This is a genomic window from Marinobacterium lacunae (assembly GCF_000705555.1).
Lineage (GTDB): Bacteria > Pseudomonadota > Gammaproteobacteria > Pseudomonadales > Balneatricaceae > Marinobacterium_D > Marinobacterium_D lacunae.
Genome location: NZ_JMQN01000047.1, coordinates 158,936 through 177,663, shown reverse-complemented (window position 1 = coordinate 177,663; position 18,728 = coordinate 158,936). Strand labels below are relative to the sequence as shown.

General features: G+C 54.1%; 17 protein-coding genes and 3 tRNA genes. 7 read left to right on the top strand and 13 right to left on the bottom strand.

What is annotated here, in order from left to right; all coding sequences use genetic code 11:
- Position 1: 1 nt before the first annotated feature.
- The 3 genes from purN to ADIMK_RS16065 are packed head-to-tail and all read left to right on the top strand — an operon-like array spanning position 2 to position 1,637.
- Complete coding sequence (gene purN, locus ADIMK_RS16075) at positions 2 to 652, top strand: phosphoribosylglycinamide formyltransferase (RefSeq protein ID WP_036190269.1); 651 nt, start codon at positions 2 to 4, stop codon at positions 650 to 652.
- A gap of 5 nt (positions 653 to 657) precedes the next feature.
- A complete protein-coding gene (locus tag ADIMK_RS16070) occupies positions 658 to 1,359 on the top strand; it encodes a DUF3108 domain-containing protein (RefSeq protein ID WP_051693025.1) in 702 nt (233 codons plus the stop codon).
- Positions 1,356 to 1,637 carry a YfcL family protein gene (locus ADIMK_RS16065; protein WP_036190267.1) on the top strand — a complete coding sequence of 94 codons (282 nt, stop codon included), beginning with the start codon at positions 1,356 to 1,358 and terminating at the stop codon, positions 1,635 to 1,637. Before ADIMK_RS16070 ends, ADIMK_RS16065 begins: the two co-directional genes overlap by 4 nt.
- Here ADIMK_RS16065 and ADIMK_RS16060 read toward each other — a convergent pair.
- From ADIMK_RS16060 to ADIMK_RS16000, 13 genes are all read right to left on the bottom strand, one after another.
- Entirely contained in the window at positions 1,571 to 2,797 is a 1,227-nt protein-coding gene (locus ADIMK_RS16060; RefSeq protein WP_036190265.1) for an EAL domain-containing protein, read from the bottom strand. The genes ADIMK_RS16065 and ADIMK_RS16060 overlap by 67 nt on opposite strands.
- A 93-nt stretch (positions 2,798 to 2,890) precedes the next feature.
- Positions 2,891 to 3,331, bottom strand: coding sequence for a secondary thiamine-phosphate synthase enzyme YjbQ (locus ADIMK_RS16055; protein WP_036190260.1), 441 nt, complete (start codon positions 3,329 to 3,331; stop codon positions 2,891 to 2,893).
- 36 nt (positions 3,332 to 3,367) lie between these two features.
- Complete coding sequence (locus ADIMK_RS16050; protein ID WP_081849822.1) at positions 3,368 to 4,903, bottom strand: diguanylate cyclase domain-containing protein; 1,536 nt, start codon at positions 4,901 to 4,903, stop codon at positions 3,368 to 3,370.
- 145 nt (positions 4,904 to 5,048) lie between these two features.
- Positions 5,049 to 5,792, bottom strand: coding sequence for a spermidine synthase (locus ADIMK_RS16045; RefSeq protein ID WP_036190257.1), 744 nt, complete (start codon positions 5,790 to 5,792; stop codon positions 5,049 to 5,051).
- Positions 5,793 to 5,833: 41 nt separating this feature from the next.
- Positions 5,834 to 8,197: an ATP-binding protein gene (locus tag ADIMK_RS16040; RefSeq protein WP_036190255.1), complete on the bottom strand. Its 2,364-nt coding sequence runs from the start codon at positions 8,195 to 8,197 to the stop codon at positions 5,834 to 5,836.
- A gap of 61 nt (positions 8,198 to 8,258) precedes the next feature.
- A complete protein-coding gene (locus ADIMK_RS16035) occupies positions 8,259 to 9,404 on the bottom strand; it encodes an HD domain-containing phosphohydrolase (protein ID WP_051693023.1) in 1,146 nt (381 codons plus the stop codon).
- 108 nt (positions 9,405 to 9,512) lie between these two features.
- A complete protein-coding gene (locus ADIMK_RS16030; protein ID WP_036190252.1) occupies positions 9,513 to 10,280 on the bottom strand; it encodes a CLCA_X family protein in 768 nt (255 codons plus the stop codon).
- Positions 10,281 to 10,420: 140 nt separating this feature from the next.
- A tRNA-Ala gene (locus tag ADIMK_RS16025) sits at positions 10,421 to 10,496 on the bottom strand.
- A gap of 25 nt (positions 10,497 to 10,521) precedes the next feature.
- A tRNA-Glu gene (locus ADIMK_RS16020) sits at positions 10,522 to 10,597 on the bottom strand.
- Positions 10,598 to 10,616: 19 nt separating this feature from the next.
- Positions 10,617 to 10,692: transfer RNA gene (locus tag ADIMK_RS16015), tRNA-Ala, on the bottom strand.
- Between the two features lie 163 nt (positions 10,693 to 10,855).
- On the bottom strand, positions 10,856 to 12,343 hold the full coding sequence (gene gltX / locus ADIMK_RS16010; protein ID WP_036190250.1) for a glutamate--tRNA ligase: 1,488 nt from the start codon (positions 12,341 to 12,343) through the stop codon (positions 10,856 to 10,858).
- Positions 12,344 to 12,751: 408 nt separating this feature from the next.
- Positions 12,752 to 13,126 (bottom strand): diacylglycerol kinase, encoded by a 375-nt coding sequence (locus ADIMK_RS16005; protein WP_081849821.1) that lies wholly within the window; start codon positions 13,124 to 13,126, stop codon positions 12,752 to 12,754.
- Positions 13,123 to 14,874, bottom strand: a complete 1,752-nt coding sequence (locus ADIMK_RS16000; protein ID WP_081849820.1) for a phosphoethanolamine transferase — start codon at positions 14,872 to 14,874, stop codon at positions 13,123 to 13,125. Before ADIMK_RS16000 ends, ADIMK_RS16005 begins: the two co-directional genes overlap by 4 nt.
- 90 nt (positions 14,875 to 14,964) lie before the next feature.
- Between ADIMK_RS16000 and ADIMK_RS15995 the strand changes: the two genes are divergently transcribed.
- From ADIMK_RS15995 to ADIMK_RS15980, 4 genes are all read left to right on the top strand, one after another.
- Entirely contained in the window at positions 14,965 to 15,660 is a 696-nt protein-coding gene (locus ADIMK_RS15995) for a methyltransferase domain-containing protein (RefSeq protein ID WP_051693022.1), read from the top strand.
- A gap of 86 nt (positions 15,661 to 15,746) precedes the next feature.
- Positions 15,747 to 16,802, top strand: a complete 1,056-nt coding sequence (gene dusA, locus ADIMK_RS15990; RefSeq protein WP_081849818.1) for a tRNA dihydrouridine(20/20a) synthase DusA — start codon at positions 15,747 to 15,749, stop codon at positions 16,800 to 16,802.
- A gap of 7 nt (positions 16,803 to 16,809) precedes the next feature.
- Positions 16,810 to 17,757, top strand: a complete 948-nt coding sequence (gene tal / locus ADIMK_RS15985) for a transaldolase (RefSeq protein ID WP_036190246.1) — start codon at positions 16,810 to 16,812, stop codon at positions 17,755 to 17,757.
- Positions 17,758 to 17,918: 161 nt separating this feature from the next.
- Positions 17,919 to 18,707 carry a putative hydro-lyase gene (locus tag ADIMK_RS15980; protein ID WP_036190245.1) on the top strand — a complete coding sequence of 263 codons (789 nt, stop codon included), beginning with the start codon at positions 17,919 to 17,921 and terminating at the stop codon, positions 18,705 to 18,707.
- Positions 18,708 to 18,728: the final 21 nt, after the last annotated feature.

The following is an 18,728-nucleotide window of genomic DNA, read 5'->3' as shown; positions in this document are numbered from 1 at the left end:
GATGAGTGACAAGAAGATCGTCGTACTGATCTCCGGCAGCGGCTCCAATCTGCAGGCGATCATCGACAGCATCGAGGCCGGCACTATCGCCGGCCGCATCTCCGCCGTGATCTCGAACAAGGCCGACGCCTATGGGCTCACCCGCGCCCAAAACGCAGGCATTGCGACGCAGGTTCTCAATCACAAGCAGTTCGCAGATCGCGCGGCATTCGATCAGGCCCTACAGGAGAGCATTGACAGCTATCAGCCCGATCTCGTCGTGCTGGCCGGCTTCATGCGCATCCTGACACCGGAGTTTGTTCGACACTACGCAGGACGACTGTTCAACATCCACCCCTCTCTTCTGCCTCTATACAAGGGACTACATACCCACCAAAGAGCGCTGGAGGCCGGAGATCGTGAACACGGTTGCACTGTACACTTCGTCACCGAGGAACTTGATGGCGGACCGCTGGTCGTACAGGCACCCATACCTGTAACAGCGGACGACGATGCCGACAGTCTGCAGCAACGGGTACATACACTGGAACACAGGATCTATCCGCTGGCCGTTTCCTGGTTTTGTGCCGGACGCCTTAAACTGACAGATGCGGGTGTTGTACTTGACGGTGAACACCTCCCGCCCAGCGGTTTCCGATATACGGACGAATAAACCCTATGCGAAAAGGACTGAGAACACTGCTGATTACACTGGCGCTGTCTCAGTCCGGTTTTATCTTTGCTGACTCATTGAAACCATTCCGAGCAACATACAGCGCCAAGCTCGATGGCGGCCTGGCAATATCTGCCGACGCCACCCGCGAGCTAAAACAGCTTGAAGATGGTGGCTGGGTTTTTACCTCGACGGCCGACGCCGTACTGGCCCGTCAGCATGAGAAGAGCCAATTTACCTACCTCGACGAACAGATTCATCCGCTTAGCTATTCCTACCAGCGCGAAGTTCTGGGCCGAGAACGGCGCGTAAAGCTTGCATTCAATTGGAAAAAGCAGCGCGTGACCACAACGGTAGATGACAAACCATGGCACATGCAGATACCGCCAGGCACTCAGGATAAACTCAGCTACCAGCTGCAGCTGCGCCGCGATCTGGCAGAGGGCAACACAGCCCTTCGCTACGATGTGGCAGACGGCGGCCTGCTGTCCGAATACATATTCAAGGTACTCGGCGAAGAGAGCATCGAAACACGTGCCGGCACCTTCAACGCCATCAAGGTCGAACGGGTGCGAGAAGAGGGCTCAGGCCGGACGACCTATATCTGGTTTGCCCCTGATCTTGAATACCTGATCGTCAAACTTTACCAGACAGAGAGTGACGGCAAGGAGTACGAGCTCCTACTCAATCAATTGGAGAATCGATGAGTCACTACACCGACGCCGCCGACAAGGCCTATCAATTCCTTATCGCCCTTGAAGAGCGCGCGATCGATAATGCCGATCAACGCTTCTACGCCAGCTATCTCCTCGGGCATCTAAGCCTGATCTCGGACGAAAACGAGGAAAACGCCGAGCAACTCGGACAGCGCCTCAGCGCTGCACTCGACGAAGCGTTCGGCGTCGACAGACTCAGTGATCAGGACAAAACCGGCATAAGATCGCTTTGGCAGGCGATCAGTGCTGACATCGGCCTAGGGCTCTGAGCGCGCTCAAGCACATCCACCAACAACACTCTATGCTCATCGAGCGCCAGCGTCAGGGTATGGCACTCCCGACCGGTTGCTATATCGATGTAGATCGATGAGCGAAGCAGGCGTCGTTGGTAATCACTGGAGCCTACTAACTGATAGAAATAGGGCCTCCAGCTCCAGTTGGAACCAATGACACTTTCATCAGACTGCCACTGCTCATCCACAAAGCTCCAGTTCGCGGATATCTGAACCCCCTGACGATCGCAGATAAAGAATCTCAAAATATCGGGATCCGGCCTGTAACTGTCCAGGCTCCCTTTTGCCTCCCAACCGCTGGCAAGCAGCAGTTCACGCAGCGCCAACAACTCCGTATGAATCCCTTCGGCATGCCACTGACGACGCGCAGTCTCCTCGATGGCCAGATCCAGATGCATCGCCAGGAGATCCGCAACCTGATGAGTAAAGCTGCCAGCCGGCAGAAACTCGGGCTGCGCCGCTGAGAAGATAAAGCCCTGGATGTAACTGGCATTGCAGTGAAGCGCCAGAAACAGCTCGTCTTCAGTCTCCACCCCTTCAAATACCACTTTACTACCCAAGCGCGCACCAAGATCGCCCATCATCTGAAGCAGTGCTCTTTTTTGGTGCGACATGCTGCCCGGCGTAAACATGCGCATATCGATCTTTATCAAGTCAGGTGTAAAAGCGATGATCCGATCAAGCTGCTGGAATCCCGATCCAAAGTCATCGAATGCAATCCGGGCGCCGGCATCTCGATAACGCTGAGCAAGCGCGCAGATACGATCGATATCGCCGTTGACTTCAGTAATCTCAATAATGACTCGCCCCGGCGAGATCCCTGCCTCCTTGATCATCTCCAGCGTTGGCAACAGATCAAATGAGTCAAGCGAATCTATCCATTCAGGGGACATATTGATCGAGAGGGTCTGATCCGGTTCAGCATGCTCGGCGAAACGCCCCAGCGCTTCACGCCTCAAGGCTCGATCACGCTCAAGACGAAGCGCCGGATCGGCCTTGTCGGCGTTAAGGAGCGGCGCGGCCGAGATTACACGATCATCCTCATCCCTCATTCGCGCCAGCGCCTCGTAACCGACTATACGACCACTGGCCACATCAACGATGGGTTGAAACCACGGAAACAGCTGATCAGACATAAGCACCTCTTATAATGTGACTGACCAGTAAGCAAAGCTCAGGCCAATAACGCCCCTGATGCCCCATTTCAGGTCATAACTCACACCAGCCGACTACCGTCTTTCGACGCCTTGCAGCGTTGCCACAATCGATCGACCACCCGCATCTGCCCTGTGCTCACCCAGACAAATGCCCTGCCATATGCCAAGCGCAAGCGTGCCACCTCTGACCGGCAGAGTCAGGTCGACACCGAGCATTGCACTTTTGATATGGGCCGGCATGTCATCGGCGCCTTCATAGTCATGCCGATACAACCCCTCTTTTTCCGGCGCATTACGGCTGAAATGACTTTCCAGGTCCTGTCGTACCGTTGGATCTGCATTCTCCGTCAGCGTAAGCGAGGCTGACGTATGCTGAAGAAACAGGTGCAAAATCCCGCACTCCAACCGAGCAATCTCTGGCAGTGCGCGCTCGACATCGGTCGTAACCAGATGAAAGCCCCGCGCTTTCGGCTTAAGCTCAATCGTTCTCTGCACCCAAACAGGGTTATTCATACAGTTCGCCTCCAACTGACGCCGTTTACGACGAGGCTAACGGGTTTTGACAAGTGCAGGTGCTATATCCGACCAGAATGCGACACGCCCAGCCCCCCTCTTCGCCCAATACATGGCCTCGTCGGCATGCCGTATCAACTCCTGAGCATTGTCACCGTCATCAGGAAAAATTGATACGCCAACGCTAGCGCCTATTTCAACCTGGTGAGGCTCGATCAAATAGGGGCGCGTCAACACGCCGACCAGATCCGACACCAACGCATCCAGAACCTGCCGCTCAGGCAAGTCTGTCAGTATCAGGGTAAATTCGTCCCCTCCTCGCCTCGATACGGTATCTGCACTGCGCAGCGACCTATCAAGTCGGTCAGCAACCTCCTTGAGCAGTAGATCGCCCACATCATGTCCGTAGTTATCGTTGACCGGCTTAAACCCATCCAGATCAATAAACACCACAGCCAGCCCCAACTGGTGCCGACGGCAATGATTCAACTCGAGTTTCAAGCGATCATCAAACAGCAATCGATTAGGCAGTCCGGTCAGCTGATCGTGATAGGCCAATATAGACAACTCGTTTTCCGTACGTTTCTGCTCGGTCACGTCATTGACCGTATAGACCTCGACCAGCTTCCCCGCCAACTGTGCAAGACTGACATCCACAGAGCAGTGATAGAGCTGACCATCCCGATGCTCCACCACCATGCCCTGATCACGATGTCGCAAGATATGATCCACCGGCAATCCCGCCAACTCGCTCTCGCCATAGCCGGTCAACATCTCCATCGACTCGTTCGTACGTATAATTTTTCCTTGCGCACCGACAACAAGCACGCCAGACGCGATACGATCAATAATACTGTCGATCAGATCCCGCTCCTGATGAATAACATGGATGCGATTGAGATATATTGCGATAGCGACGGCAAAGTTCAGAATTGCCAGAAGAAAAGCTGCTCCCTGAAAAGCTCGGATATACCGCGCTTCTTTACGTGTCTCAGCCTCAAGCTCGGCCGTTAGCGTATTCATCAAGTCAAGGAGATTAAGGTTGCTGCGTTCGGCGAGCTCAACTGCCACCTTGACTTCAGAGGTGCGGGCTCCACTCTTGAGCACCGCCACAACCTGCGCCCTGTAAGGCTGCCAGAGTCTTTGCGCGCCAAGCGCCAAAGCAGCGACCCGGTCACTCTTGAGCGGTTTTAGATATATCTCACGCCCCAGACCATCACGGGTAGAGCCTCCCGAGACAAAGCCGGTGAGCGTCTTGTCAAAGAGGTTGAACGTATCGGCTAGCTCGTCCAATGAAGCAGACTGCCGGCGAACCTCTTCACTCGACTGGTCTAGCTGAAGCAGCGACTTGACCATACGCTGGGTCAACATCCGCTGGCGACCGGCAAGATTAATATTGAGGGCCTGCTCTTCGATCCTCATCGAGAGCCAGACATTCAGCGCTAGCGCAGCGAAATCAAATATCAGAAAAAACACAACAGCGATAAGCGCCAAGCGAGTGCTGGATCCGCGCCAGGAGTTCGCTTTGCGCCCTCTCACTATCTCGAATATCCGGTCCCTTGCCCCTTCCATGATTCGGCCCGACGCTGGTTATCGACAAAAAATGACGACACACTTCAACTTTGTTCTAGCATAGATCAGGCCATCCATCTAAGCGGCACAACAGGTGCCGGAATCAAAAGAGCAGCACTCCTTTGAAACACACTGCACAGCGGCGCTATAAATAGTTGCGCAGACGCTTAAAACTGGGATTCAGAGAAAACCCAAGTTGCCGCTCCAGAGCCTTGAGGTTACGCCTCAACTGACTGGCACTGGCCTCACACGGCTGCTTACCCGCGTAGATCACCCAATTACCCTCACTGGTAGTACAGCTTCTGATATCAGCAAACAAGCCCGATAGCAGGTTGATCAGCTCACTCCCTTCATGCTCTCTCCAGCAGTTGAGCACCAACCATCCGTTTGCTTTTAATCGATCAGCACACCGCTCAATAAACTGCGGATCAATCTGCTGCTCATCCATCCCTTCAGGCCCATACATATCGCTGAAAATCGTATCGAAGCGGATACTGGCGGCTTCGCGGAGATAATCCGCCGCATCCATCTGGTGCACCTCGAGACGTCGACTGCGGGGCAATTGAAAAAATCGCTGAGCCGCGGTGATTACGGCTGGCCGCAACTCAACAACCTGTTGTTTTATGTCCGGGAACCGCTCATGCAGACAGGAGTTGAGCCCACCTGCGCCTAGCCCCAAACTCAACACCTTACGCGGCTCCGTGAAAGCCAAGACCAGCAGCATGGCGCGGGTGTACTCATGCTGAAGAGCGGTTGCGTCCCCCTTCAACATGCTGCTCTGCTCGTCTCCATCGCCGAAGCTCAGGATGCGCCTATTCCCCTCTTCCAGAACACTGACGACCCCGTATTGATCGTACTCCCGGAAAATCTCTCTAAGATCACGCGACATAGACAGCCCAAAAAAGCACGAGAGGGTACAGCGATGGCGCCTCAAACGCCATCGTCACGCGCAGGCTCCAATACGCTTTCACAGACATCAGGCGACAGTTGGCGATTCGGGTCCAGAGGCAACCACACTTCAAACACCGTACCAAGCCCAGGCTTGCTCTCGACACCAACCCTTCCATGATGAGCGCGAATGATCCCGTATGCGACAGACAACCCCAGCCCCGTTCCCTGCCCAACTTCCTTGGTGGTATAGAAAGGATCAAAAATCTTTTTGATCGCCTGCGCATCGATGCCACAGCCCGTATCTTTCACCCTGATTACGACACCTTCAGCCCTTGTGCGCGTCTGGATGTGTATTTCCCCCTTACCCTGAATAGCGTGGGCAGCGTTTATCAAAAGCGTCAGAAGCACCTGATTGACCTGCGATGGAACACACTTTACATCCGGGAGCGTCCCAAAATCAGTCACAACCCTCGCCTTATGCTTAAGCTCATTACGTGCGATCACCAGCGTTGCTTCGATACAGCGGTTCAGATCTGCTGCCTGCCACTCGGTATTGGATACATGGGAGAAATTGAGCAGGTTATCGACGATCAACTTGATCCGGCGCGTCCCTTCCAGCGTGTCGGCCATAACCTCCGAGATCTCTTCCTCGACCACCTCGATTCTATGCCTTTCCTTGAGCGCCTGAATCCGCTGTTTTTGTGCGACATCAATTGAAAGCTCATCATACGCGCGCTGAACCTCAAGCATGGCGGCCACATAGCCTTCAAGGCATTGGATATTCGAACTGACAAACGAGAGAGGATTGTTGATTTCATGGGCCACGCCCGCTGACAACTGGCCCAACGACGCCATCTTTTCAGACTGCACCAGCTGAGACTGGGTCGAGTGAAGCTGCTCGATAAGTTCGGCTTGAGCACGCTTCTCTTCGGTCAACGCACGGTTGGTGCTGGCAAGCTCAGCAGTACGACTTTCCACGCGCTGTTCCAACTCCCGGTTCAGATGCTCCAGATTGTCCCGGGCGGTTTCGAGCTCCAGGCCCATATCGACAAGGCCATCCGATATTCTCTGCACCTCTTGAATATCATACTGCGTGCGCGACTGCCGGTATCGCCCCTCACCAATCGCCGACAATCTATTTTCCAACTCCGCGAGAGGACGAGAAATCTCGCCGCTCATGCGCTGGGATTTACGGTATAGATAGGCCATGAACAACAGATAAAAAAGCGATAGAACCGCCAGCATGGCATAACCCACTCGGTCGAAACGCGCCTTTACCGCGCTTGATTTTGCATATAGATCAGCCTCATCGACCATTATCAGGAAGCGCCATCCCGTGTTCGGAATTGTCGCCCAGGTTGCCAGCTTAGACCGCCCATTGAGCATAAAGCTGACGATACCATCAGGGCTTGCAAGCGCCTGGGCCAACAACCGGGTATCCTCGCGCTTGAATATATTGAAGCTGTCCGGCTTGAAGGTGTCCTGCTGAATAGCCTGATCATAGGTATGCTCGGTGAGCTCTTCCAGTCCCCAGTCGGGCTCGGCTCGCTCAGGCATCGCCATGATGGTTCCAGCCTCATCCAGCAACAGCGCATACCCCCGCCAGGGAAGATTGAGCGCCAGTATCTGATCGATGACCGCCGACACCCTTACATCAAGCCCCACTACGCCTTGCAGAAAATCGCTGCCCTGCTCATAGACCGGCGCTATAGCCGATACCATCCAACCCTGCCCCGCAGGATCGACATACACGTCGGTCCACACCACTTCCCGATCGGGATTGTGTTTAGCGTCAGCCTCGTAATAGAAATTGTATGTCGGAATATCGATATCGACCGGGTATTGCCCCAACACATCAAAATAGGGGTAGATACGATTCATCGAGTCATAAGAGTTGAAGTAAACCTGGGTCACCAGATTGTTCTCATGCACAATCTGCTGCATGAGCGGATCCAGTTGGGCGAGCCGCCACGCCTTCTTTTTTTGCGCGTCCTCCACTTTTGCTATCGATGAGTAGAATAACGCTGCACCGCCCGTATCGACATCTGTATACCAGGCGCCGTCAGGGCTCATGCTGTAGCGTTCCCGCTCGCCGGGACCCGGATCGTAGTCCGAGCCAAGCGCTCTAGCCGTCATCGCCGCATAGATACCGGTCATTTGTGAAACCGATTGCAGCTGATGATCGATTGCACTGGCCTCAAGCAGCGCCGTCTCTCGCAAGCTTGAATTCGCGTCATCCCGCATCATCCTGACGTTCTCGCCATGGATAATGTAATTGGTCAGCAGATACGCAACGATAAGCGCGAGCTCTATTAAAACGATCGGTATCAAGGCGCTTTTTATATAGCCCTGACTGATAACCTGAAATATAGATCGCTTTTTACTACTGGCAGTGTCTTCCATTTCCACCACTCCCGATCTGTCGATCACACCTTAAGGCATAACACTGGGCACATCATTGCGCTTAAAGACCTTCCGGCAGCGCTCCATCAGCAGAGTGCAACGTCAGATCGTTCAGCGAGGGAAAGCGATCCTCAAGTACCCCCGAGATATACTCGAATGTCTCCTTAAGGTCGACAAAGGCGTCCACCACATCCGGATCGAAATGAAGGCCGCGCCCATCGATAATGGTTTTCGCAGCCACATCGTGACTTAACGCCGACTTATAGGGACGGCGCGAGCAAACTGCATCGTAGACATCCGCCACAGCCATTAACCGGGCGACAAGCGGGATCTCCTCCCCCTTTAGCCCCTGCGGATAGCCTGAGCCATCCCAACGCTCATGATGACTTAACGTGACCTGTTGCCCAATACGGAAAAACTTGGCTGCCTGCACACCCAGATTACGCTCCATCAACTGTTCGGCCGTATGCATCGCCTGATAGCCAAATACAGTATGACGTTTCATAACCTCAAATTCGTCAACAGTCAGCTGAGCCGGTTTCTGCAGTATCGAATCAGGAATCGCCACCTTGCCGATATCATGCAATGCCGCTGTTTTGTACAGCAGCTCAATCGTATCGCTATCCAGCACTTCGGCAAACCGGGGGTGATGGCACAGGTGCTCTGCCAGCGCTTTGACATAGTGCTGGGTGCGCAGAATATGGTTACCCGTTGAATGATCCCGCACCCGCGCGATCGCCGCCAGGCACAAGATCGCGGCATCCTGCACCACCGCAAGCTCAGATAAAACATGTTCCATCGCATCGCTTTGCTCCTCAACCTTCTGCCTCAGAGCATTCATGCGCAGATGTGTCTTAAACTTGCTGTTGAGAACAGGCTCCGTCAAAGGCTGACACAGGAAATCTTCACAGCCCAGTTCTAGCGCTGCGACTTTATGCCCCTGCGTACTACACAGCATAATTGTCGATAAACAGGCAGACCTTGCTTCATCTATCGCCTGCCTGCATGCCTCGCGCCCAAATCGCTCGACAGCCACCGCATCCAGCAGAAAGACACGATTGTCCGGCCGAGTTGCAACCTCTACGCTCAGACGCTCCATAAACTCCGCCGGCGTGTGTACGACCTCAACCGGGTACGCCCCCTGCAATCCCTCCGATAGAGACTCAAGCATCTCCTCGCTGCTGCAGAGATAAATCAGTTGCGACATCCGAGTCTCCCTAACCCTTGTTCCCGAAAATCATTGCCCGCACGCCCGATTCGGCTGCAGACTGAAAGAAGATTCTGTTCATGCTTGTAAAACCATTGTAGCTATCGATCAGCGATTAAGTGCGCGCCCCAGCACGCTAAAGTACTCACCAAAGGCACTGCCGATCCGCGCCCGAGCCTCGCCTTGAGGGTAAAGCCCCGAAAGCGCTTCGGGAGACTGCTGCGTACCCTTCACCAGGAACTGATTCTTTACGCCAGCATCCTGCACCCAAGCCTCAAACGCACGTGCGCAGACCTCTTCGGGCAGACTGTAGTAGATCACGCCTCTGGCTTTATCGGCTGCCAGTGAGCGTTTGACCAACTCACTTGCCTGCGCGCCATCCTGACTCAGCATAATCGCCCGGTAACAGCTGCCGAGTAATGTATTGAGCGGGTGCTCGATCATCGCGTGATCATGCAGCCAGGCCCGCGAACCAAAAACGCCCGGTGCTACGCGGTCGAACGCGTGATCGGCGATGTAGTGGTCAAATGCATGAAACCACTCATGAGCAATACTGCCGGGACCCGCGTTTTTCGCGAGCGCAAAAACGTGCTGAGCCGCGTCGTAATGCGCAGCAACCCCTGGCCTTCCTCCGGTACCGTAGTGCAACCCCAGCGTGCCGCGCAGGGAAATAACCGCCTCAGGCACACGAAGAATGAGCATCAGATCACAAAGCGCATCATAAAACCGGGCGGCCGCCGAAAACTGCTCGGCACTCGACACCCAACGCCCGACACGGATCGTCCTGAAATCGAATCGTTTTCTGATAATCCCGAAGTCGACCTCATGCCCTGCTCTATGATCCGGCCCGTTGCGAAAAAACTCTCGATCAGCCATTACGCACCCATGAAGCAGATCACGACCACACCTGCTTCAGCCGAGAGACCGACATCACAGCAGTCGCCTGCGAAGATTGGATGTATTCGAAGATATCACGCGAGCCAAGCTGACTAAGGAAAGTGTCGAAAGGAAGAAATTGGTGGAGCCTAGCGGGATCGAACCGCTGACCTCAACACTGCCAGTGTTGCGCTCTCCCAGCTGAGCTAAGGCCCCACGAACAGGATAACCTGTCAAGAAGTGGCGTCCCATAGGGGGTTCGAACCCCTGTTACCGCCGTGAAAGGGCGGTGTCCTAGGCCACTAGACGAATGGGACGCTGTGACGTTTACGGATTTGGTGGAGCCTAGCGGGATCGAACCGCTGACCTCAACACTGCCAGTGTTGCGCTCTCCCAGCTGAGCTAAGGCCCCTCCGTAAAGACCGGGCGTATACTACTTAGAGCCCTCTTGGGTGTCAAGCATTTTTAAAATCTCGTCTTCGCATTTTTTCGTTTATGATCAACAGGTTAGTTTTTAAACAAAAACGGCCACCTGCACCCTTTAGGATGAGGTGGCCGCTTTGAGACCTTCAGAATCAGTTCGGATTAAACGCTCTGTACTCTTTTTCCCAGGTCTTGGTTTGTTTCTTCGACGGCCCACCGATTGTATCGAGCGCGTGGCGCACACGTGCACGGCTGATATCAGGTCCGAGAATCGCCATGGCATCAACAACCGATACACTCTGAGAAGTACCTGACACCGCTACAAACAGCGGGAACAGGAAATCTCGAATCTTGAATTCAAGCGCCTCACCCAGTGCTTTGAGCCCCTCGAACAGCTGATCGCGATCCCAATGGCGCTGTTCATCCAGATACCAGGATGCGAACTGCAGAATTTTGCGCACATCCTCAATGGTAAGCTTCTTGTGCTCGAAGCTCGATTCGCTTACCGGCATCATGCCTGAGAGGAAGAATCCAGCCAGAGGTGCCACGTCCGAGAACTTCTCGACGCGAGGCTGAATCAGCGGAATGATCTGAGACAGATATTCGGAATTGAGCGCCCACTCTTGAAGACGCGCGGCAAACTGCTCTGCCGAGAGATTTTCTCGAATCCACAGCCCATTCAACCAGCTGAGTTTTTCCTGATCGAACACCGGCCCGCCCAGCGATACACGCTGAATATCGAAGGCTGCAAACATCTCTTCGCGGCCAAACTTCTCACGCTCGTCCGGCATAGACCACCCCATACGCCCGAGATAGTTCAGCAACGCTTCGGCCATGTAGCCCATGCGCTGATAGTACAGAATGCTGGTCGGGTTCTTACGCTTGGACAGCTTGGACTTGTCCGGGTTGCGCAGCAGCGGCATATGACACAGACGCGGCATCTCCCAACCGAAGTACTCGTACAAGAGCTTGTGCTTGGGCGCCGAGTTAATCCACTCCTCACCCCGGATCACGTGCGTGATCTTCATCAGATGATCATCAACGATATTCGCCAGATGATACGTCGGCATACCATCGGACTTGAGCAGAATCTGGGCGTCTACCTGCGCCCAATCAAGCTCCATGGTGCCACGCAGCATATCGTCGATCTCACAGACACCTTCAGTAGGCACCTTCATTCGAATGACGTAAGGAGCACCTTCAGCCATTCGACGCTCGACCTCGTCAGCCGGCAGTTCGAGATCCTGCTGTTTGAGCGCACGCTGAATACCCGCGGTTTTATTCTGTTCACGCAGTTCATTCAGTTCATCAGCCGTACGGAAGCAAAGGAAGGCCTTACCCTCCTCGACCAAACGCATCGCGAACTCTTTGTACATCTCCTTACGTTCGCTCTGACGGTAAGGACCATACTCTCCACCTACGTCTGGCCCTTCGTCCCACTCGAGACCCAGCCAACGCAATGAATCAAGAATTGCCTGTTCCGACTCAGGTGTACTGCGAGTCTGATCGGTATCCTCAATGCGCAGAATGAATTCACCGCCATGCTGACGAGCAAAAGCGAGGTTGAATAGCGCGATGTAGGCGGTTCCTACATGAGGATCGCCTGTTGGGGACGGTGCAATACGGGTACGAACAGTCATGATGTTCTGTTTTGATCCTATCGTGAAAAAAACGCGATTATAGCCCCTGTAAGGCCGGCTTCGCCATCCAGAACATAACCCGCCAACCCTGACAGCCCGCCATGCAGGCACTACATACGAGCACAGTAGCCCTTAATTGGTGCAGTAAAACACTTGTATTCGAGCATCTACCGGGACGAAAACCCGTGGAAGTGCCATAAGGCAGCGTTATCAGAAGTTGGCACGCTTAGTGCTTTATAGAAAACAGGTTGGCGAGCCAGACGCTAAGTAGAGGCCTCCCAACCAGTTTTTCGCACACGAGGGGCACTGCGAACGCGCCGCATCCGAAAGGATAGCGGCGTTTTTTTTGCTTGTGTGCAGGAGCCGCCGAAATGGCGGCGCATAGAACAGGGGCTTGTGGAACGGCTCTCAGGCCAGGAAGTTATCCCAGATCACACCGCCCCAAACTGCAAGTGTAATAAATAGAGACAGCAGCACAGCAGCCGAGCCCAGGTCCTTGGCCAGGCCGGCCAACTGATGAAATTCCGTACCCGCCCGATCAACAATCGCCTCGATTGCCGTATTCAGCAGCTCCATCATCAAGACTACCAGCAACGTCGAAATCAAAAGCCCCAACTGAAGCCCGGACTGGGACACAAAAAACGCCAATGGAAACATCGGCGCGGCCATCCAGACCTCGTACCGAAATGCAGGCTCACTGGCATAAGCCGCTTTAATACCCTTAATCGAATATCGCGTGGCGTGATAGAAACGAGCCAGCCCCGTGGATTTGGTTACAATCACTCTTTCACCTCAATTTTCATGCGGCGCTCAAAAATAGTTCGATACCGCATATCAAGTTCCGCGTAAGGAATAACAGTTTCGCCATCACTGAGCCGCACGTTTTTCCGCTCAAAATCCACTTCGTATATGGACCTGTCGGGGAACACAAGCGCTGCGCGTGGGTCGTTGTGAAGTGTTTTCATGAACGCCGTGACAACTCTCAATCGATCAGCGGGAATATCGCCAAGCAAACTCAACCCATCAAGAGGTGCGACCGGCTTTACCTGCATCAGTTCGAGGATGGTCGCAAAAATATCCGCTTGCGATACCGGCGCATCCAGCTGCCTGCCAATCTGCGCTTGATATCCTGGCGGCGGAAAGACCAGCAACGCATTATGGGTCACTTCATTGGTAAAATCGCTATGGAACAGCCCCCCCTTCTCACTGACATGCTCGCCATGGTCGGTGGAGTAGAAGATCCATGAATCCGGAGACTTCTGCCGTACACGATTAACCAGCTCATTCAGGTAGTGATCGGTATACCAGACGGTGTTGTCATACGCATTGACGCTGTTTTGCTTGGGCTCTGGCAAAAACTGCTTCATCTCTTGAGGAACCTGAGCACTGAAAGGCGTATGACTGCCACTCATCTGAGTGACCAGCATATAGGGTGCTTTTCGCCCGGCCGCACTTTCAAGAAACGGTCCGACGCCGCGCTTGAGCACATCCATATCATTAGCGCCCACGGACACGGAAACATCGGCACTGAAGTTACTGCCCTGCTCGAAATGATCCATATCCGCATCGACAAAGATCTTGTCTATTCCCCGCCACTGAAAATCCTGAGCGGTGATCAGCGCAGTTTGATACCCGGCACTTTTCGCGTAGTTGAAGATCGTCGGCACCGAATAGATGACACCCTCAGGATCGATCCCCTGCAAACCGGTCATCATATAAGGCACCGAGCAGAGCGTTCTGGGCCCTATAGACACTGCGTTGCGCAACGCAAACACTTCACCCGTCTTAGCCATACGCGACAGGTTAGGCGTTGTATCGCGCTCATATCCATAGACTCCCATGTGATTGACGTTAAGCGACTCGCCGATCACGAAAACGATATCAGGCGCCCCGGGAACAGCCTGTTCACGGTATTGCAGCTCAGGCTTTGGCGGATAATCGTCACGGTTCTGAGTAAATTCGATGGCACCTATAAAGTTACCGGCGTATGCAACCGGCCCCACCTGAAAATGAGGTGCGCCGTACCAACTGAGCGTCACCAACAGAAAAAGCGCCAGCCCGGAAACGCCTTTGCTCCAGCCAACCCATCGACTACCGCGGGGCAATCGAGTCGCCACACGGATCAACAGAAAAGCAAGCACCGCGATAAGCAGCGGCTCCATGATTTTGCTGTTCACCCACCACAACTCGATGCTCAACCACGGATCGACAGAGAAAAAGCGAAAATCGAAGATACTGACAAACTTCCTGTAAACACCGAAATAGGCACTTTGCACAAAGTAGGTCAGACTCAAAAGAATGGAAATAACCAGCGAGAGCTTGGGTCTGTACTTGCCTAAACCTCGCAGATTGTAAAGCACGGCCCAGAGCACGATCGCGCTGATCAGGAAGTTGGCCCAAAAGCGCTTTCCGTCGATATGTGCAACAGTCCACTCAAGATCTCTCACCAGAAAGAGATCCAGGCCCAACAGGGCAAACCACACAAGAACAAGTAGCAACAAGGGATTACGGCACATGTACGTCTCAGCCATCTAACGCATTATACTTTTATGCAAACACACCCAACCCGACGGTAAGTGCGGCTACGTCAGGATTCAATATTGATTTTAGGGAGATGCCCGGTGAGCGATAAGCTGAACGAAACACGACGCTATCTGGAACAGCATCATGGTGGCGATGGCGCCAAGGCCGCCGCCAAAACTGTCAGCACTCACGAACGCAATCATGATACTGACTTTTGGGCATTTTGGCATGCCCACACCCCCTCGTCCGGAGCACTCAACATTGCCGATCTCGGTTGTGGCCCAGCGCTGTTTCTGAAGCAGCTGGCGTCCAAGCATCCGGACTATTCGCTGACGGGCATCGAAATAGCCCCCTACATGCTCGCACACATCGACGAGTGCCCCTCCAATCTCGATATTCGGATCGCGGATCTCAACTCGCCCGGCGAAAATGTGTTCGCACAGCACTCACTGGATGCGTGCCTGGCCAATATGTTGATCCATGAACTGTTTCAACCGGTCATGCTGTTTCGCGCACTTCGAAACTGGCTCAAACCCGGCGGCATACTGATACTGACGGATATGGTGCGCCAGCCTTTAGATACATTTCTGCGACACAAATTTCCCCAAGTCGACTTTGCCACCGCCCCCCTTAACGCCCCCGACATGAACGATTCCTTCAGAGACTACTTCGAGCATAATCGATACTCGGCCGAGGATATCGCCAACCTGCTTAAACTGTGCGGCTTCGAAATAGTAGCGCAGGAAACACTCCGAGAAAGCCGGGCAACACGCATCGCCGCGCGTAACCCTTGAGTGCGTGGGGTTGTCACCGAGGCTGTGGTAAAATGCTGGCCTCATTCCAGATAGAGCAACCCAGCGCTCGGCAATTGAAGTAATTGATGACGATTCACACACCCTTGTCTCACGACACAGTACCCGGCGTCGAAACCGGAAACACCGCACGCTCAGTCGACAGAAGACTTTCCGTAGCACCGATGATGGATTGGACCACTTCGGACGCTCGTGTATTTCACCGACTGATGTCGCGCAACACACTGCTGTATACCGAGATGGTAACCACCGGCGCGTTAATCCACGGCGACCGCGAACGCTTCCTTCGTTACGATAACAGCGAACACCCTGTGGCACTTCAATTGGGCGGCAGCAACCCACAGGATCTGGCGGCATGTGCACGCATGGCTGAGGATTGGGGGTACGATGAGGTAAACCTCAATGTCGGCTGCCCCTCTGACCGGGTACAGAACAATATGATCGGCGCCTGCCTGATGGCCCACCCGAAACGGGTCGCCGAGTGCCTTCACGAGATGCAGGCCGCCACATCACTGCCTGTAACAATCAAGCACCGACTTGGCATCGATGATCTCGACAGCTTTGAACACCTGCACCGCTTCGTTGAAACCGTCAAGGAGAGTGGCTGCACCAGCTTCACGATTCATGCGCGCAAGGCAATTCTGGACGGGCTGAGCCCGAAGGAGAACCGCGAGATACCACCGCTGATATATGATCATGTTTATCGCATCAAGCAACTGTTTCCCGAGCTTGAGATCATTATCAATGGCGGCATCAAATCACTGGATGAAGCCAAAGCCCATCTCCAGCATGTCGATGGCGTCATGATCGGCCGCGAGGCTTACCAAAACCCCTATCCGATACTCGCACACGCTGATGGAGAGATTTTTGGTGACGACGATCCTGTCACCGATCGTCTGGAGATAGCCGAACGCTTTATCCCCTATCTGGAGAAACGCATAAAAGAGGGTGCTCCACTCTATGCTGTGGTTAAGCACCTCCTGGGCTTATTCCACGGGCAGCGCGGCGGACGCCAGTTCCGGCGACACCTCAGTGAAAACGGACATCAACGCGAAGCGGGCATTGCCACCTTCCGCGACGCATTACGCTTTGTCTCACAGACAGCAAACCCCGATGAGGACTGAAGATCAAATGGACCAGCTTGAACAGCTCAAAAAGATCACGACTGTCGTCGCCGACACCGGCGACATTGACGCCATTCGGACCTTTCAGCCGGTGGATGCCACCACCAACCCCTCGCTGCTGCTGAAAGCCAGCCAAGACGCGAAGTATGCCCCTCTGCTGGAGAAAGCGCGCCAATACGCCGCTCAGCAGGGCGGCAGCGACAGTGATCAGCTGGCGAACATGAGCGATTATCTGGCCGTATTAATTGGACGAGAGATCCTCGACATCATTCCGGGACGCATATCGACCGAAGTCGACGCACGCCTTTCATTCGACACCCGCGCAACCATCGAAAAGGCAAAACGCCTGATCGACCTGTATCAGCAGCAAGGCGTAGATGCTTCTCGCGTGCTGATCAAGATCGCCTCGACCTGGGAAGGTATCGAAGCCGCCCGCGAATTGGAGAAGACCGGCATTCAGTGCAACCTGACACTGCTTTTTGGCTTCAGTCAGGCGCAGGCCTGTGCCGATGCGGGCGTCTTCCTGATATCGCCCTTCGTTGGACGCATACTGGACTGGCACAAGGCCCGCCAACCCGAGGCGGACTTCGGCGGCGATAATGACCCGGGCGTGCAGTCTGTCAGTCGTATTTACCGTTACTACAAGACTCACGGCTATAACACGATCGTGATGGGCGCAAGCTTTCGCAATATCGGCGAGATTCAGTCACTGGCAGGATGCGACCGCCTGACCATCGCACCTGCACTGCTGCAGGAGCTGGCTAATCTCCAAACGCCGCTGGAACGACGTCTAAGTCCTGAAGCAACCGGTGCAACCGACCCGAAATCATCACTGGCCGAGACCGACTTCCGCTGGTCACTGAACAGTGATGCCATGGCCACCGAAAAGCTGGCTGAAGGTATCCGTAACTTCACCAAAGACCAGATTACGCTTGAGAAACTGCTCGCAAGCTGAATTCCATACGGGCAACCTATAGTTGCCCGTTTTTTTACCAACCTTGATAAACTTTATTTATCAAGATTCCAATCAATATCGATTAGACAAACCTTTCAGGCGTTATACACTCTCTTTATCACTGCAAGACAACCATTCTTGATAAAGAGGGCTTTGTATAGATGCCAGTCTCACTCTCCCCCTACGCGCTACGCCAGCAGATTCGCCAAGGCAGCTTTACCGGCAATACTTCCGGTTACTGTGCAGGGTATGTGCAAGGCAATCTGGCAATTCTACCCAAAGCCTTCGCTGACGAATTCCTCATGTTCTGTCAGCTTAACCCCAAGCCCTGCCCAATCATCGGAATGTCAGCCAATCCTGGCGAGTTCATGCTGCCCGACCTAGGACAGGATATCGATATTCGCCGCGACATCCCCCGCTATCGGATCTATGAAGATGGCAAACTGACCTCCGAGGTAACCGATGTCGTCGAATACTGGCAGGACGACATGGTCGCCTTCCTGCTTGGCTGCTCCTTTTCTTTTGAAGAGGCTCTGATCGCAGACGGGTTGGAGATACGCAATATCACCGAGCAGGTGAACGTACCGATGTACCGCACGAACATCGCCTGCAAGAGCGCTGGCCGCTTTAGCGGCACGACGGTCGTCAGCATGCGCCCAATGAAGCCAGCCGATGCTATTCGCGCAATACAGATCTGCTCGCGCTTCCCGTCAGTACACGGTGCACCTCTGCACTTTGGCGATCCGGCCGCGATTGGGATTTCTGACATCAACCACCCCGATTTTGGTGATGCCGTGACAATCAACGAGGGCGAAGTCCCCGTTTTCTGGGCCTGCGGCGTCACGCCTCAGGTTGCGATCGAATCGGCCCGCCCCCCGATCTGTATCACACACAGCCCAGGCCACATGCTGGTTACAGACCTGCCCAACAGCCGGCTTGCCATTCTCTAATACCCGGCGTTCGAAAGGAGG